Below are 15,290 nucleotides of genomic sequence, written 5' to 3' on the forward strand. Positions count from 1 at the left end.
GCAGCCTGGCAAGGTATGCCGCGACCCGGGTGAGAGGAGTCCGCTGGTGCCCGACGTGTTCGCGGGCCGGTTCGAGCTGATCGACCCGGTCGGTTCCGGCGGGAGCGGCACCGTCTGGCGCGCCTGGGACCGTCGCCTGGAACGGCTGTGCGCCGCCAAGGTACTGCGCCAGCGCCACGCCGGCGTACTGCTCCGCTTCGTCCGCGAGCAAGGGCTTCGCCTGGACCACCCGAACATCGTCAGCCCGTACGGGTGGGCCGCCGACGACGACCAGGCGCTGCTCGCGATGGACCTTGTCGGAGGTGGTTCGGTCAGCAGCCTGGTCGCTGACTTCGGCGCGCTGCCCGAGCGGTACGCGGCTGAACTGCTGGCTCAGTTGCTCAGCGCGCTGGAACAGGTCCACGCCGCCGGACTCGTCCATCGCGACGTCAAGCCGGCGAACCTGCTGCTCGAGGCAACCGGCACCGGACTTCCTGTACTCCGGCTCAGTGACTTCGGTATCGCTTTGGCGCTGGGGGAACCACGTCTTACTCAGCAGGGTGCGGTTGTCGGTACACCCGGGTACGTCGCGCCGGAGGCACTCGCTGGTGAGCTGCCTTCGATCAGGCAAGATCTGTATGCGGCTGGCGTGACCGGCTGGCAGTTGTTGACCGGCGAGGAGCCTCCGGTCGCCGGGGGACTGCCGTCCCGGCCGTCTGGGGCGAGCATCTTGTGGGATGTCATCGAGGACTTGGTCCGTGCTGATCCGGTCGAGCGCACGGAATCAGCCCGCGCGGCGCTCACCGCGCTTGCTCCGCTGCTGGCTGTACCGCTGCGGATCCCGGCGTACACGGGCGATGGCGAGCTCATCGAGGTCTTCGACCAACTACCGGCACCGCCACTGGAGTACGAGCACTTGGCCGCGCCCGCGGAGCCACCGCAGCCGCCGGAGCCGTCTCAGCCACCGCAGGCGCTGGAGCCGTCTCAGCCGTTCCAGCCCTCGTCGCCGTCCACCCGGAGGCCTGTAGCCAGACGGGTACTGCTGGCGGCGGGTGGGCTCGTAGGACTTGCTGCCGCGGTCGCCATCGCAGTACAGGCACTGGATGGCTCACCCGACGGCGGTGGCTCGCCACAGCCGAGTACCGGGCTGTCCTCCACGCCCTTGCCGTCAATCCCCACCGGACCTGTCACACCCGTCCCGAACCCCCAGATCAAGCTCGGCGGCACCTGCGGCTGGCAGGAGGCGGGAAGTGTGGAGACGACCGCTGACGGCACCCGGGTCGAGTGCCGTCAGCAGGGTTCGTCCTATCGCTGGGTCAAGGCCGGTTAGACCAGCCCTGCGCCGGACCGTTCGGATACATCGGCGGCGCCGGCGGCTTACGCCGACGAAGGATCAGCGCCGCGACGACGATTGCCAGCGCGAGCACCAGGACACTTCCGCCGATGATCCAGGGCAACGACGACGAACTCTCGGCCGCCACCGGCTTGGCGTCGCCGCCCGGCTCGACCCCACCGGTGCCCTGGGTGCCCGTGCTGGAAGGCGTCGGCTCACTCGGGCCGGCCGACGGCGTGGGGGAGGCCGGAGTCTCACCCGTCGAGGCGCCGTACTCGGGTCCGGCGACCTTGTCGCCCGCCACGGCCACGTCGATCGTCACCGGCACGCCACCCGGCGCGTCGTTTCCGGAGGGGGCGCCGAGCTTCGCCACGAGGTAGTACCAGCCGTCCACGCCCGCCTTGCGAAGTTGCGCGTTGTTCGCGTTGCGGTTCAGGTAGACCACCCGCGGCGTGGCGATCGGCTTGCCGTCCGTCGGCAGGATCTTGGTGACCCCGGTGTAGGCCGTGGTGTCGAAGCGCATCTCCGACCTCACCGGACTGAACAGCCCGGTCCGGATGTTCGTCGTCTTGCCGTCCGGCCTGCCGCCGAAGGTGATCCGGTAGGCCAGACCCTGACCCCAGTCGAGCTTCACCCGGTAGAAGAGTTCCTCGCCGTAGTAGATCGTCTCGCCGTACCGGCCGGAGCCCGGCAGGGTGGTCGCCTCGTTGAACGATCCGCCGCCGCGCACCGCCCGGACCGCACCGGCCGGCGGCTGGGCGAACTCGACCACGCTCGTCTGGGCCGGCTCACCCATGCTGCCGGTCACCGGCGGCTCGATCCGCAGTTGGAGCTCGACCGGCACCCGGTCGATGCCGTCCTTCGCGTCCCGGGTGATGCGGAAGACGTACTTGCCGGGCACGCTGCAGCCCTTCGGCTTCGAGGAGCCGGCCGCGGTGCCGTTCCAGCTGAGCACCGCGGTCAACGCCCCGCCGTCGTCCTTCGCCCGGGTGTGCAGTTCGCGCTCGCGGTGGTAGCAATCGGCCCCGTTGGGACCGGTGATCTTGATGTCGACGACCTCGATGCGGCGGGGGTTGCCTCGGGGAAACACCGCCGTCGCCGCGAAGTACGCCGTGTCGCCGGCCTGCAGGTCGGCCGCGTAGAAGCGTTCCTCCACCGGGCTCAGCGTGTCCAGGTACTGCCCGGGCGTCATCGTGGGCGCCGTGAACGGATCCGCGGTACCGGTGATCGGCTTGCCGGTCGGCTCGTAGTGCCGCAGCGCGCGTTCCGTCACCCGGCCCAGGACGCCGAGCAGCGAGTCGGCGTCGGCCGCGTCGTGATAGGTGCCGCCCGTGTTCTGCGCGATGCAGGCGAGTTGGGCGCGCGCCTTCGCATCGACCCGGAACCCGATCGCGTGCACGTGCAGGTCGACGCCCTGCTTGCTCAGCTCCTTCGCCACCTCGCAGGGCTGCGGCGGCGCACAGGTGTCCTCGCCGTCGGACACCAGGACGATCGAGCGCTGCCCTTCCTTCGGGAGTTGAGCCGCGGCGGTCCGCAGGGCCTGGCCGATCGGGGTGTAGCCGCTTGCCTTCGTCGCGGTGACCGCGCGCTTGAGGGCCGGCTTGTCGACGGCGCCGACCGGCTGGACCACCCGGACGTCCTTGCAGCCGGCGGCCTTCTCGGAGCCACTCGATCCCGTCCCGGCTCCGTAGATCGCGAGACCGACCTGGGCCTGGTCGGGGAGGCCGTCGACCATCGAGTTGACGGCGCGCTTGGCGGCGTCCATCCGGGTCCCGCTGCCGCCTGCGTCCCGGGCCGTCATCGAACCGGAGGAGTCCAGCACGACCATCACAGGGGACAGCTCACCCTCGGCCGAGGCGGCCGGGGCGTTCGCGAACGAGAATGCTGCGATCACAGCGGACGCCGCAACGAGGGCGGCTGATCGGCGTATCATGGCGTCTCCTGGAGCTTGAGGCTGGTCAAGCACGAACTTAGCGTTTGCATATGCAATTCGCAAACCGTAATCGATGGAGGCGGAGTGACCGACGCGCACGCGCGGAACCTCGAACTGCAGCTCGAGTGGTACGGCGAACCCCTCGGCGATCGGTTCCGCCGCCTCCTGATGCGGCTGGGCCTGTCGCAGGCCCAGCTGGCAGGGCTACTCGGCCTGTCCGCGCCGATGCTGTCGCAACTGATGTCGGGCCAGCGAGCGAAGATCAGCAATCCGGCCGTCCTCTCGAGGTTGCTCCAGATCGAGGCGATGGTGGGGGAGCGGGGCTGGGACGCGCTCTCCCGGGCGGAGCAGGAGCGGCGACTCGAAGAGGTTCGCGCGGCCCAGCGATCCAGCCTGACCATCGACCAGAGCAGTACGGCGTCGTCGACCGAACCGCCGCAACCGGGTGATCCGGTCACGGCGATCCAGTCGCTGTTCCGCCACGTCGCGTCAGCGGGGGAGTTGCAGGGAGCCGCGGACCTGCTGGAGGACCGCTACCCCGATCTCGCCGAAGCGCTCCGGGTCCTCGGCGCCGGCCGGACCCAGGACGCCCGCGCCTACTACGCCCGCGTCGTCACCGGCGCCTGATCAGTTGGCGCCTGATCAGAGTTGGCTGCCTGATCAGTTGCCGGCCAGGCAGAGGGTGTACTTCTTCGAACCGCGCTGCTCGGTGTAGGACCTGGTGACGCCCTCGAACTTCTCGCACTCGATCGCGTTGGTGGAGTTCTCCAGCCTCGCGATCACCTTGAACTCGCCCTGGCTCGAACCGCAGTCCACGACCTTGACCTTCGGCGCCGAGTCGGTGCCCTTGTTCACCACGCAGGAGCCCACGTCGGCAGACGAAGGCTTGCCCGTGTTGGCCCAGACGAGCAGGGCGATCACCGCGACCGGGACCAGTAGACCGAACACGGCCGGCCGCTTGAACAGCGGCTTGCCCGGCTCCATCGGCCGTCCGGGCATTCCCGGAGCGGGCTCGGGCAGGTTCTTGAACTTCGAGTAGGTGCCGAGGTTCACCAGCATGGTGATCGGGTTGACGATCGCCGAGCCGATACCCCACCAGCCCTGCAGCATGCTTTTCGACGTCATCTCACGGATCGTCGCGACGCCGCAGGTCTTGCAGAACGGACCTTCGAGCTTGAGGAAGCGCATCACGACGATCAGCCCGACGTGCCCGCGGACGGTCGCCGGCACGGCCGGCACCGCACCGCAGAACCGGCACTGCAGCATGGTCTGCTGGGGGAACGGAGGGTGCTGCTGGTACTGCTGCTCGTACTGCGGCTGACCGGGCGGGGGACCGTAGCCGGCGGGTGGCTGCGCTGGGTGCGGGTTCTGATGCTGGGGCGGTTGCGGCGGGAGAGTCGTCACGAAGATTCCTGTTACTCGATTTGGGACAAAACCGACCAGCGCACCCTACTCAGCTGAAAAGGTCACCGAAGGCCATTCAACGCAGCGCCTACCAGTAGTCACCACGTGCTTCCCAACCGTCACCGTTCGAAGGAGATCCGCATGAGCGTCCTGACCATCGAGCCCTTGGTTCCGGCTGACCGCGAGGTCTGGCAGCAGTTGTTCGCGGGCTACAACGAATTCTACGGACGAACCATGCCGCCCGAATTCTTCGACCATTCCTGGGCCGAATTCAGCGCCGACGAGAGAATGCACGCGCTGGGCGCCAGATTTGACGGCAAACTGGTCGGGATCGCGCATTTCCTCACCCACGCGAGCACGACCTCGGCCGACGCCTGCTACCTGCAGGACCTGTTCACGGCGCCTGAGGCCCGCGGCCGCGGCGCAGCCAGGGCACTCATCGCCGCCGTCACCGATTGGGCGACGGCGAACAAGTGCGGCCGCGTCTACTGGTCGACCCACGAATCGAACAACACCGCCCGCCGCCTCTACGACCAGGTCGCCGAAAACCGCGGATTCATCCTCTACACGATTCCGTTGCCGTAGCGGGTCGCCAATTCCCGGCCCAATCGCGCGAGTTCGGCCTGCACCTCCGGCGGATCCAGTACTTCGATCAACGCGCCCCAGCCGGCCAGTTGCTGCGCGATCATCAGGGGAGTGGGGGCGGTCAACCGCACCTTGATCCGCCCGTCCCCGACCGGCCCGACCACCTCGAGGTGCCGGCCGTGCTGATCCTTCACCACCCACAGGTAGCGCTCCTCGATCAGCAAAGTGGCCGCGAGCAACGATCGCCGGTGCTCCATCTCCTCGACGACGAGGCTCCACGCCTCGTTCAGGTCGAAGTCCGGGGGCCGCTCAGCGGGCAGGTCTGTGACAGCGGCCGCTGTGATCCGCTCGACCCGGAACGTGCGCTGACCCTTCTCGGTCCCGGCGATCAGGTACCAGATGTCGTCCTTGTCGACGAGGCCGAGTGGATCGATGAGTCGTTCGGACACGTCGCGGCTGCGGCCGGAGTACGTCATCCGGACCTTCAGCCGGCGCACGACCGCGTCCTGTAGTCGGCGTACCATCTCGGGACGTTCTTTGACGCGGGCACCCCAGCGAGCGGGGTCGATCACCACGGCTTCGGCGGCCGCCTCGGCATTAGCCCGGAACGTGTCGGGCAACGCTCTGACCAGCTTCCTGAGGGCGGCCTTCGCTTCCGGCGCCACTGATGCGGCCGGGCCAACGAGCAGGAACAAGGCCTGTGCCTCGGTGGCGTTCAGTCCGCTCAGGTCGGTCCGCGCGCCACCCAGCAGCGACCATCCACCGTTGCGGCCGGGCTGTGGATAGACCGGGATGCCTGCGGTCGACAGCGCCTCGAGGTCGCGGCGCGCTGTCGCCACGGAGACCTCCAGTTCTTGGGCCAGTTCGGCTGCGGTCACCCGTCCACGAGCCTGCATCAGGAGCAGGGTGGCCACCAGCCGATCAGCGCGCATGCCCCGATTCTCGCAAACTAAGTGCTCATCAGCTGACTACTTTCCTTCGCGTACTTGCCTCTCCGTGCTTTCTGTCGGAGGGCGGCGTTAGCCTGACCGCCGGGGGAGTACCCCGTCCGATCAGCCGAAGGAGTCTCGCCATGACCACGCTGTCCGAGCGGCCCAACACCGCGCTCGTCGTGATCGACGTCCAGAACGACGTGGTCGCCGGCGCGCACCAGCGCGACACCGTCGTCGCCAACATCAGCACGCTCGTCGACAAGGCTCGCGACGAAGGTGTGCCGGTGGTGTGGGTGCAGCATTCCAGCGCGGAGAACCTGCCGCAGGGGAGTGACGGCTGGAAGTACGTCCCCGAGCTCGTCCGGCAGGACTCGGAGGCGCTCGTCCACAAGACCTACGCCGACTCGTTCGAGGAAACCAGCCTGGAAGACGTCCTGGCGACCGCAGGCATCGGCCACCTCGTCGTCACCGGCGCCCAGACCGACGAGTGCATCCGCTCGACCATCCACGGCGCCGTCGTCCGCGGCTACGACGTCACGCTGGTCGGCGACGCCCACACCACCGAAGACCAGTCCGAGTGGGGCGCGCCGACACCCGACAAGGTGATCGCCCACACCAACCTCTACTGGCAGTACCACAAAGCCCCCGGCCGCACCGCCGCCGTCGCTGAAACGAAGGATGTCACCTTCGGGTGACTCGGTGAGTGCTCACGCCTGGGTCAGCACACAGAACTCGTTGCCGTCGGGATCGGCCATCGCCACTGCGCCGACCTCGCCGTGCGCGAAGTCGATTCGAGTCGCCCCGAGGGAGAGGAGACGATCGATCTCGGCTTCCTCTTCGCCGTCGACAGCGAGGTCGAAGTGCAGCCGGTTCTTCCCGGTCTTCGCACGGAACGGGGGACCGCCCCAGGTGACCTTCGGGCCGCCGTGCGGTGAGCGGATCGCGGTCTCCTGATCCTGGTCCCAGACCAATGGCCAGCCCAGTGCCTTGCTCCAGAAGTACCCGACGTCCTGCGAGCCGTCGCTCGAAAGCGCTCCGATGAACCCACAGTCGGCGAGGAAGTTGTTGCCCGCCTCGATGACGCAGAACTCGTTGCCTTCGGGGTCGGCGAGCACTACATGATCTTCCTCCGGGAGTTGACCGACGTCGTGGTGCCGGCCGCCGAGCGCGAGCGCCCGCGCGACCGTTTCCTGCTGCGCCTCCAGCGACGTGCTGGTCAGATCGAAGTGGATCCGGTTCGGACCGGTCTTCGGCTCCTGGGTGGAACCGAACCGGATCCGGAACCCGGTGTCGTCGCTCGGCAGCAGCACGATGCCGTCGCGTGCGTCCTCGGTCATTTCCCACCCGAGCACGCCGGCCCAGAAGCGCCCGAGGAGGAGCGGGTCGTTCGCGTCGAAACACAACGCGGAGAGTCGAGAAGTCATGCCGTTCCCTCCACTACCAGTGGACAGGCTGCCAAGCGCCTCTGTGTCTTCGAGGGCCCGACGCGTCGGCCAGCGTAGCGCGCCCAGGTTCGGTAGGCGACGTCGTTTACGGGGTAGTGGCGGCGTGGAGCCTGCGCCGTTGATTCAGCCGTTTTGTCCTACCCGCGAGGCCCCGGGTAATTCCGGTGCGTCGATGAACTGCGAGCCATAGATTGCGTGGGGTGACCGCGGACGTGCCTTCCAACCTTTCGCATCTCGGTGCGCCGATCGGGCCGATGATCCGCGTCCACGGCGGGTTCGCCAACCGGATGTACCGGCTCGACACCGACCAGGGATCGTTCGCGGTGAAGGAGTTGAACCTCGCCGACCGCCGCTGGACCTACCACGTCGAGGACGTGTTCAGGTTCGAGCGCGCGGCCTTCGCCGCCGGCATCCCGATGCCAGAGCCGATCTCGGTCAGCCACGACACGCTCGTCCACCGGTGGGTCGAGGGGGAGAAGGTGCCCGAAGCGCCGGTGCCGGCGGCGTACGCGTTCGAGATCGGTGAGATCCTCGCGCGCATCCACGCGCTCGACGTCGAGTGGAACCACCTGTCGATCGAGGACCCGGCGTCACGGGACTGGCCCGAGCTCGCCGAGCGGGCGGTGGCGACCGGACAGCCGTGGGCCGACGAACTCGCCTCCCGGGTGGAGACGTTTCTCGCGATTGCCCACTTCGTCGACACCTGCGAACGACCAGGCCCCGTCGTGCTGACCCACAGGGACATCCAGCCGTGGAACCTGCTCGCTCGAGACGGCCGGCCGGTGGTGCTCGACTGGGAGCTCTCGGGGATGCTCGACCTGTCCGGTGAGCTGGGCTCGACCGCGCTGAGCCTCGCGAAGGGACCTGGCTTCGACAACATCGAGCCCACCATCTTCCGTGCGGTCCTCGACGGCTACGTCGCAGGGGGCGGAGCGCTGCCGCCGTCGGGTCCAAGCTGGTTCGTGTTCATGATCGGCGGCTGGCTGGGGCACACGAGGTGGAACCTTCTCCGTTGCCTCGCCGGTGTCGAGGCGAGCACCGGCCCTGACCTCGCGCTGTCGCACGAGTCCGTGCGCAACGGCGTGCGCGGCCTTCCTGACCTGTTCGGCCGACTTCCGGAGCTCGAGACGCTGCTCGGGTGATTCAGCTGAAGCACTACGCGGACTCTAGTTGACATAATGTCGCTTATCGGACATTTCTGTGGGAGGCGCTGAGAGGGGCTGTCAGGTCAGCGCCGGGAAGGTTTTGGCGATCGGCAGGCTGTCGGCGAACGTCTGAAGATCCGGCGTGATGTCGCCGTGGATCTGCAGCGTCGTCATCTCGGCGAGTTGGTTCATCTCGGCCAGCAGATGCTCACAGTGGGCGTTGTGAGCGAACGCCGCCGCTGAGTCGGCGTACTGCTCGATCACCACGAACCTCTGTGGGTCGTTGTCCTCGAACCAGTCGTATCTCAGCGTCCCGGCTCGTCAGCCGTCGCCGCGGCCAGCGCCCGGGCGACCTGGAGGAAATCGTCTCGCCGGCCGTCCTGGACCGTCAGTTCCGCCCGTACGGTGATACTCATCCTCGAACGGTATCCCCCGGGAGGTTTCCGACCGACCGGACGCGGACGTTCTGTCATGCATAATCACCATTATGCAGCAATCATGACCGATAGTTGCTGCGCGCAACAATATGGACCGGGGGAGTCAGCCGGACTGTCGGTGGCGATCGGTACAACTCCCCTATGAAGGTTCTCGCAGCTCAGTCGGCGTTCTTCGCTGCCCGGCGTCCTCGCAAGGACTCCCCCCACACCACCGACGCCTACCGCCGCGACCTGGCCGGCATCACCAAACTGCTCAGCGACAACCTCGCCAAGGACCCCGACGAACTCCTCGTCGACGAACTCACCGCCCCCGTACTCCGGGCCGCCTTCGGCGCGTTCGCCGACGACCACGCGAAGAGTTCCGTACTCCGCGCCTGGTCGACGTGGAACCAGTTCCTCACCTTCTGCGTGTCCGACGGTCTGCTGGCGGGCAACCCGATGGGAGCGGTCGCCAGACCCAAGACCCCTCCCCTGTCCCCCAAGCCTCTCCGCGGCGAGGACACCCCCGAGAAGCTGCTGCGCTCCGCCGCCGACGGCACCAGGCAGTCCCGCGACCCCTGGCCGGAGCGCGACGTCCTGGTGATCGCGCTCGGTCTCGTCGCCGGTCTCCGCTCGGCCGAGATGCGCACCCTGACAGCGGATTCACTGGCCGGACGCCCCGGCGAGATGCGCCTGCACATCCACGGCAAGGGCAGCCGCGACCGCTCCATCCCGGTGGAACCGATCATGGAGAAGGTCATCGACACGTACGTCGACTCCTGCGCCCGACGTTTCCCCAGCAAGCGTTTCACCCGAACGACGAAGTTGCTGCTCGACCGCACCGGCGAACCCATCGGCCGAGGCGGTCTCGAATACCTGGTGAAGTCCTGCTACCGCTGGGCCGGCCTCCACGACCGCGTCCCGGTCGGCGCGAACCTGCACGCTCTGCGCCACACCTTCGCCACCAGACTCGCCGAGGACGGCGCCACCGCGACGGAGATCATGAGACTGCTCGGCCACGCCAGCCTGGCCACCAGCCAGAACTACATCGAAGCCACCGGCCGCGAACAACGAGCCGCCGCCGCCAGCAACCGCACCTACCGCTCCCTGGACCAGATGATCAGCACCTCTGACGCCGGGGACGTGATCAGCTGACCACCAGCAAATGAAGGTCTGGGCTAAATGCGTTGCTGGGCGTGGCCGGCGGCTGGTGTACTCGCAGTGTTCAGTCACCACCAGCTAGGAGCGCAGCATGCGACCTCTCTTCATGTCCACCCGGAAAGGCAAAACCACCTGTACAAGGGACATGAAGCTGCGTGAGAACACTGAACTTGGGAATCCTGGCGCATGTAGACGCCGGTAAGACCAGCCTGACCGAGCGGCTGCTGTACGCCGCCGGGGTCATCGACGAGGTCGGCAGCGTCGACGACGGCAACACCCAGACCGACTCGCTGGCGCTGGAGCGGCAACGCGGGATCACCATCAAGTCCGCGGTCGTCTCGTTCGCCATCGACGACATCACCGTCAACCTGATCGACACCCCGGGGCACCCGGACTTCATCGCCGAGGTGGAGCGCGCTCTCAGCGTGCTCGACGGCGCGGTTCTGGTCGTCTCCGCGGTGGAAGGCGTCCAGGCGCAGACCCGGGTGCTGATGCGCACGCTCCAACGGCTGCGCATCCCGACGCTGATCTTCGTCAACAAGCTCGACCGCGGCGGAGCGCAGTACGGGTCGCTGCTGAAGAGCATCGAGGAGAAGCTGTCAGCGGCGATCATCCCGATGGGCTCGACCGACGGACTCGGCACCCGCGCGGCCGCGTTCACGCCGTACGGGCGAGACGATGCCGGGTTCACCTTCAGCATGATCGACCTGTTCGCCGAGCACGACGATCAACTGCTGGCGACGTACGTGGAGAACGAGAACGCGCTCTCGTACGACGCGCTGCGCGGCCGCCTGGCCGAGCAGACGCAGCAGGCACTGGTGCATCCCGTGTACTTCGGTTCGGCGATCACCGGTGCCGGCACGGACGCGTTGATCGCGGCGATCCGGGAACTGCTCCCGGCCACCGAGGGCGACACCGACGGACCGGTCTCCGGGTCGGTCTTCAAGGTCGAGCGGGGACCTGCCGGGGAGAAGATCGCGTTCGTCCGGATGTTCTCGGGCGCGATCCGGACCCGCGACCGGCTGCGCTTCCAGGGCGGCAAGGAGTCGAAGGTCACCGCGATCAGCGTGTTCGACGCGGGCTCGGTGCTGACCCGGCCGGAGGTGTCCGCGGGCCAGATCGGCAAGCTGTGGGGACTCGGCGAGATCCAGATCGGGGACTCGATCGGGGTCGGCGACCACCCGGCGGAGAGCGGGTACTTCGCTCCCCCGACGCTGGAGACGGTGATCGCGCCGACGCGTCGGTCGGACAAGGGCAACCTGCAGGTGGCGCTGGCTCAGCTGGCCGAGCAGGATCCGCTGATCAACCTGCGCCAGGACGACGTCCGGCAGGAGACCTATGTGTCGCTGTACGGCGAGGTGCAGAAGGAGGTCATCCAGACGACGCTGGCCGGCGAGTTCGGCATCGACGTCACCTTCCGGGAGACGACCACGATCTGCATCGAGCGGCTGAACGGCACGGGCGCGGCGGTCGAGTTCAACAAGAAGGACGCGAATCCGTTCCTGGCGACGATCGGCCTGCGGGTGGAGCCGGCGCCGGTGAACTCCGGGGTCTCGTTCAGCCTCGAGGTGGAGCTCGGGTCGATGCCGTACGCGTTCATCAAGGCGGTCGAGGAGACCGTCCACGAGACGCTGCAGCAAGGCATCCACGGCTGGCAGATCCCGGACGCGAAGGTGGTGATGACGCATTCGGGGTACTCGGCGCGACAGAGCCACGCGCATGCGGTCTTCGACAAGAGCATGTCGAGCACGGCCGGGGACTTCCGGAACCTCACGCCGTTGGTGCTGATGACGGCGCTGCAGGAGGCCGGCACGACGGTGTACGAGCCGATGCACCGCTTCCAGGTGGAGATCCCGACGGACACGGTCCGAGGTGTCCTCGCCGCCCTCGCCAGACTCCGCGCAATCCCGCAGGTGCCGGCGCTGGGGTCGGAAACCTCAGTCCTGGAAGGGGAAATCCCCGCCGCCGCTGTCTATGAACTCGAGCAACAGCTACCGAGCTTGTCCCGCGGCGAGGGCGTCCTGGAGTCGGCCTTCGAGCGGTATCAGCCGGTCACCGGCCCACTGCCAAGTCGGCCACGCACCGACCACGACCCGCTGAACCGCCGCGAGTACTTGTTGCATGTACTCCGCCGGGTCTGAATCACAAATCGTTGGCGAGGGTGATCGACAGTGGGGCGAAACCTCGGCTTTGGTAGAGCTGAAGTGCGGCTTCATTGGCTGCGTAGGCCGTGACGTGCAGCCTGGTTGCTCCGCGTTCTTTCGCCCACTCCACGAAGGCGTCGACGAGACGACCCCCGACGCCCTGCCCGCGCAGGCTGGCTCGGACGAACATGCTCACCAGTTCCGCCCGGCTGGCGGTCCACATGTCCGACGGCTCAGCGAAGGTGCCGACGAGGTGGCCGACTACCCCGCCGTCGACGGACGGGCGAGGACCAGCGCTTGCGGATCAGCCAGCAGGTCCGAGCACCACTGGGCGCCGTACGCGGCGGGCCAGTCGGCGTTGCGGAGTTTGTCGCGGGCGGCGGCGTCCTCGGCGAAGAGTGCGGCGCTGGAGGCGACCACCCCGTCGAGGTCGTCGGCGGTCGCCGGGCGGATGTCCACGGAGCTACTCCTTGGTGCCGATGACGGTGGTGGCGTAGAGCTCTTCGGAGGTGCTGATCTGTGGGGTCAGGCCGTCGTGCTGGAAGATCGATGCGGCGGTTGATGCCTGTTCCTCGCTGGTTTCGGTCAGGATCGAGCCGCCGGGAGCTAGCCAGGAGCGAGCGTCCGCGCTGACTCGGCGGAGGATCTCCAGGCCGTCGTGGCCGCCGTCCAAGGTGACGCGCGGCTCGTGCACACGTGCCTCGGTGGGTAGGAGGCGCACCTCGTCGGTCGGTACGTACGGGACGTTCGAGAGCAGGAAGTCGACCTGCCCACGCAACGATCCGGGCAAGGCGGAGAACAGGTCGCCCTCGAAGACCTGGCCACCGATCGGCTCGACGTTGCGTCTTGCACAACGGACCGCGGCCGGCTCGACGTCGGCGGCGTACAGCTCGACATGCTGGGCTAACGCGACCGCGACGCCGAGCGCGCCGGAGCCGCAGCACAGGTCGACGACGACGGCACCTGGCCGGCTCAGCGCGACCGCTTCGCCGACCAAGTACTCCGTACGCCGCCGTGGCACGAACACGCCCGGGTCGACCGCGATCCGAAGCCCGCAGAACGACGCCCACCCGACGACGTGCTCGATCGGGAGCCCGGCGACGCGTTGCTCGATCATTGAGGCGAGCTCGGCATCGTCACGGGCCGAGGAGATCAGCATCTCGGCTTCGTCCTCGGCGAAGACGCAGCCGGCGGCGCGGAGGGTACTGACGATGGTGGAGTGGATGAGGAGTGACAACGAGAACCCTTCAACTGCTGGGGGCACTCCCGTGCTGTCGACTCTGCTAGCCGACGAAAGGTGGGAACGCCCGACCTGTACTGGCGGTGATCGGTCCCACCTCCTCAACTCGCATCCGATTCGACCCCGCAAACCCTACCGGACACCTCACCCCTCGACGGCGCTCACCCGTTCAGCCGAAGGCGTTCACTCCGGTGAGCTCTGCCGAGACCGTCCACAGTCGAGCCGCCGAGGCGGGGTCGATCGCGTACGGCCGCACGCCGGGCGCGTCGTCCGTGGACACCTCGGCGACCTCGCAGTCCTCGAGAAATACTCCGCCCAGGCCGTCGAGCTGCCGGGAGGTCGCCGCCCACACCTGGGTCGACGCGCCCTGCTCCGGCGACTTGAATCCCGGGTTGAGCGGATTGCCTTCCTCGTCGATCCAGCCGTAGCCGACCATCTCAGAGCGCTCCAGATGCCGCTGCAACGGCGTCAGGATCCCACCAGCTTTGGCCCGCTCTTGTGGCGGGTGGCGGGCCTGCCGGAACTCCAGGTCGTCCCAGCGGATGTCCGGCCCGACCCGGGTCTCGGGGCTGGCCATGATGCCGGCGTTGTTGACTAGACCCGGCTCTAGGTCAAGCGGCGAGGTGCGGATTCGCCTTGAGCGACTCGGCCAGCCGCTGGAGCGCCGGGTTCGGGCTGTCCGGGCTCCACGCCGCGTGCAGCGTCACCGAGTGCGCGTCGGCCGCGTCCAGTTCGCGGTACCGGATGCCTTGCACGCCCATCGCCATGATCGACCGCGGGACCAACGCGCACCCCAACCCAGCTCGTACCAGCGCGAGCATCGTCGGCACCTGCGACGCCAGTTGGCTCACGGCGTACCGGTTCATCCCGATCATCGCGGCGCAGATGTCATGCAGGTACTGCGACCCCTCCGGGCTGTAGCCGATGTAGTCATCCGTCACATCGGCAAGTGAAACCACGCCCGAGCCAGAGGCCAGCTTGTGATCAGCCGGTACTGCGAGCACCAGGTCCTCCGAGTGCACCAGCACCGAGTCGAACTGCTCCGGGATCGGCGGCCGCACCAAGCCAATATCAATCTCCAGATTCGCCAGCGCCTCGAACTGGTCCGGGCTCACCAACTCCGTCAGCTCCGACGTCACCGCCGGCGTCCGCTTGCTGACCATCGCCAGAAAATCGGCCAGTACTGCGTACGCCCCGATCGCCGTGAACGCGATCCGCAAAGTCCCGGTCTGTCCGTCGGCAGCGCGCCGGGTCGCCTCGGGCGCCACTTCGAGCAGCGCCAGAACCCGGCGGCAGTGCTCCAGGAACACCTCACCAGCGGCGGTCAGCCGCACTCCCCTGCCGGTCCGGTCGAACAACGAGACGCCGAGCGTGCGCTCCAGAGCCTGGATCTGCCGGGTCAGCGGCGGCTGGGTCAGGTTCAGTCGCTGAGCGGCCCGGCCGAAGTGCTGTTCTTCGGCCACCGCGACGAAGCCGCGCAGTCCCTGGAGCGAAAGATCCATCTGATGCCCTCACGGTATCGGTCGATGCGGAAATGGGCTTGGACGAGCATAACGGAAAGCCCTTACCTTCG

18 protein-coding genes are annotated in these 15,290 nt (G+C 67.8%); 7 read left to right on the plus strand and 11 right to left on the minus strand.

From position 1 onward, the window contains the following. Positions 1 to 46 precede the first annotated feature (46 nt). Entirely contained in the window at positions 47 to 1,309 is a 1,263-nt protein-coding gene (locus tag ABD255_RS12225) for a serine/threonine-protein kinase (protein WP_344213052.1), read from the plus strand. On the opposite strand, the gene ABD255_RS12230 is transcribed toward ABD255_RS12225, so the two are convergent. Continuing rightward, positions 1,296 to 3,206: a vWA domain-containing protein gene (locus tag ABD255_RS12230; protein ID WP_344213054.1), complete on the minus strand. Its 1,911-nt coding sequence runs from the start codon at positions 3,204 to 3,206 to the stop codon at positions 1,296 to 1,298. The genes ABD255_RS12225 and ABD255_RS12230 overlap by 14 nt on opposite strands. 123 nt (positions 3,207 to 3,329) lie before the next feature. Here ABD255_RS12230 and ABD255_RS12235 point away from each other — a divergent pair, with 123 nt between their 5' ends. Continuing rightward, complete coding sequence (locus tag ABD255_RS12235; protein ID WP_344213056.1) at positions 3,330 to 3,872, plus strand: helix-turn-helix domain-containing protein; 543 nt, start codon at positions 3,330 to 3,332, stop codon at positions 3,870 to 3,872. Positions 3,873 to 3,905: 33 nt separating this feature from the next. Here ABD255_RS12235 and ABD255_RS12240 read toward each other — a convergent pair whose 3' ends face one another. Next, a complete protein-coding gene (locus ABD255_RS12240) occupies positions 3,906 to 4,649 on the minus strand; it encodes an LppU/SCO3897 family protein (RefSeq protein WP_344213058.1) in 744 nt (247 codons plus the stop codon). 141 nt (positions 4,650 to 4,790) lie between these two features. Here ABD255_RS12240 and ABD255_RS12245 point away from each other — a divergent pair, with 141 nt between their 5' ends. Next, positions 4,791 to 5,234 carry a GNAT family N-acetyltransferase gene (locus tag ABD255_RS12245; RefSeq protein WP_344213060.1) on the plus strand — a complete coding sequence of 148 codons (444 nt, stop codon included), beginning with the start codon at positions 4,791 to 4,793 and terminating at the stop codon, positions 5,232 to 5,234. Here the strand turns inward: ABD255_RS12245 and ABD255_RS12250 are convergent. Continuing rightward, the gene (locus ABD255_RS12250) at positions 5,213 to 6,166 is read right to left on the minus strand and encodes a helix-turn-helix transcriptional regulator (RefSeq protein WP_344213062.1); all 954 of its coding nucleotides are present in this window, start codon (positions 6,164 to 6,166) and stop codon (positions 5,213 to 5,215) included. The genes ABD255_RS12245 and ABD255_RS12250 overlap by 22 nt on opposite strands. Before the next feature lie 140 nt (positions 6,167 to 6,306). Here ABD255_RS12250 and ABD255_RS12255 point away from each other — a divergent pair, with 140 nt between their 5' ends. Then, entirely contained in the window at positions 6,307 to 6,861 is a 555-nt protein-coding gene (locus tag ABD255_RS12255; RefSeq protein WP_344213064.1) for a cysteine hydrolase family protein, read from the plus strand. A 12-nt stretch (positions 6,862 to 6,873) separates the two neighbouring features. Here the strand turns inward: ABD255_RS12255 and ABD255_RS12260 are convergent, their stop codons facing one another. Further along, positions 6,874 to 7,590, minus strand: a complete 717-nt coding sequence (locus ABD255_RS12260) for a VOC family protein (RefSeq protein ID WP_344213066.1) — start codon at positions 7,588 to 7,590, stop codon at positions 6,874 to 6,876. Between the two features lie 221 nt (positions 7,591 to 7,811). Here ABD255_RS12260 and ABD255_RS12265 point away from each other — a divergent pair, with 221 nt between their 5' ends. Further along, positions 7,812 to 8,753 carry a phosphotransferase family protein gene (locus tag ABD255_RS12265; protein ID WP_344213068.1) on the plus strand — a complete coding sequence of 314 codons (942 nt, stop codon included), beginning with the start codon at positions 7,812 to 7,814 and terminating at the stop codon, positions 8,751 to 8,753. A gap of 81 nt (positions 8,754 to 8,834) precedes the next feature. Here the strand turns inward: ABD255_RS12265 and ABD255_RS12270 are convergent, their stop codons facing one another. Both ABD255_RS12270 and ABD255_RS12275 read right to left on the minus strand, forming a co-directional pair. Beyond that, entirely contained in the window at positions 8,835 to 9,020 is a 186-nt protein-coding gene (locus tag ABD255_RS12270) for a hypothetical protein (protein ID WP_344213070.1), read from the minus strand. Positions 9,021 to 9,061: 41 nt separating this feature from the next. After that, positions 9,062 to 9,172: an antibiotic biosynthesis monooxygenase gene (locus ABD255_RS12275; protein WP_344213072.1), complete on the minus strand. Its 111-nt coding sequence runs from the start codon at positions 9,170 to 9,172 to the stop codon at positions 9,062 to 9,064. 162 nt (positions 9,173 to 9,334) lie between these two features. Between ABD255_RS12275 and ABD255_RS12280 the strand changes: the two genes are divergently transcribed. Both ABD255_RS12280 and ABD255_RS12285 read left to right on the plus strand, forming a co-directional pair. Then, the gene (locus ABD255_RS12280; RefSeq protein ID WP_344213074.1) at positions 9,335 to 10,327 is read left to right on the plus strand and encodes a tyrosine-type recombinase/integrase; all 993 of its coding nucleotides are present in this window, start codon (positions 9,335 to 9,337) and stop codon (positions 10,325 to 10,327) included. Between the two features lie 161 nt (positions 10,328 to 10,488). Then, a complete protein-coding gene (locus tag ABD255_RS12285) occupies positions 10,489 to 12,474 on the plus strand; it encodes a GTP-binding protein (RefSeq protein ID WP_344213076.1) in 1,986 nt (661 codons plus the stop codon). A gap of 1 nt (position 12,475) precedes the next feature. Here ABD255_RS12285 and ABD255_RS12290 read toward each other — a convergent pair whose 3' ends face one another. The 5 genes from ABD255_RS12290 to ABD255_RS12310 form a co-directional block, all read right to left on the minus strand. Then, entirely contained in the window at positions 12,476 to 12,700 is a 225-nt protein-coding gene (locus ABD255_RS12290) for a GNAT family N-acetyltransferase (RefSeq protein ID WP_344213077.1), read from the minus strand. Positions 12,701 to 12,738: 38 nt separating this feature from the next. Further along, complete coding sequence (locus ABD255_RS12295; RefSeq protein ID WP_344213079.1) at positions 12,739 to 12,936, minus strand: hypothetical protein; 198 nt, start codon at positions 12,934 to 12,936, stop codon at positions 12,739 to 12,741. A 4-nt stretch (positions 12,937 to 12,940) separates the two neighbouring features. Then, complete coding sequence (locus ABD255_RS12300; protein WP_344213081.1) at positions 12,941 to 13,714, minus strand: putative protein N(5)-glutamine methyltransferase; 774 nt, start codon at positions 13,712 to 13,714, stop codon at positions 12,941 to 12,943. Between the two features lie 172 nt (positions 13,715 to 13,886). Next, the gene (locus ABD255_RS12305) at positions 13,887 to 14,294 is read right to left on the minus strand and encodes an SDR family NAD(P)-dependent oxidoreductase (protein ID WP_344213083.1); all 408 of its coding nucleotides are present in this window, start codon (positions 14,292 to 14,294) and stop codon (positions 13,887 to 13,889) included. 34 nt (positions 14,295 to 14,328) lie between these two features. Next, a complete protein-coding gene (locus ABD255_RS12310; RefSeq protein ID WP_344213085.1) occupies positions 14,329 to 15,219 on the minus strand; it encodes a LysR family transcriptional regulator in 891 nt (296 codons plus the stop codon). Positions 15,220 to 15,290 lie beyond the last annotated feature (71 nt).

It is taken from the genome of Kribbella sancticallisti (genome assembly GCF_039530625.1).
Lineage (GTDB): Bacteria > Actinomycetota > Actinomycetes > Propionibacteriales > Kribbellaceae > Kribbella > Kribbella sancticallisti.

What these genes read in the sequence shown, in the direction of transcription:
- ABD255_RS12305 (WP_344213083.1), bottom strand. Translation starts at nt 14,294, where the DNA reads ATGGCCAGCCCCGAGACCCGGGTCGGGCCGGACATCCGCTGGGACGAC.
- ABD255_RS12290 (WP_344213077.1), bottom strand. Translation starts at nt 12,700, where the DNA reads ATGTGGACCGCCAGCCGGGCGGAACTGGTGAGCATGTTCGTCCGAGCC.
- ABD255_RS12275 (WP_344213072.1), bottom strand. Translation starts at nt 9,172, where the DNA reads ATGAGTATCACCGTACGGGCGGAACTGACGGTCCAGGACGGCCGGCGA.
- ABD255_RS12260 (WP_344213066.1), bottom strand. Translation starts at nt 7,590, where the DNA reads ATGACTTCTCGACTCTCCGCGTTGTGTTTCGACGCGAACGACCCGCTC.
- ABD255_RS12280 (WP_344213074.1), top strand. Translation starts at nt 9,335, where the DNA reads ATGAAGGTTCTCGCAGCTCAGTCGGCGTTCTTCGCTGCCCGGCGTCCT.
- ABD255_RS12245 (WP_344213060.1), top strand. Translation starts at nt 4,791, where the DNA reads ATGAGCGTCCTGACCATCGAGCCCTTGGTTCCGGCTGACCGCGAGGTC.
- ABD255_RS12310 (WP_344213085.1), bottom strand. Translation starts at nt 15,219, where the DNA reads ATGGATCTTTCGCTCCAGGGACTGCGCGGCTTCGTCGCGGTGGCCGAA.
- ABD255_RS12250 (WP_344213062.1), bottom strand. Translation starts at nt 6,166, where the DNA reads ATGCGCGCTGATCGGCTGGTGGCCACCCTGCTCCTGATGCAGGCTCGT.
- ABD255_RS12255 (WP_344213064.1), top strand. Translation starts at nt 6,307, where the DNA reads ATGACCACGCTGTCCGAGCGGCCCAACACCGCGCTCGTCGTGATCGAC.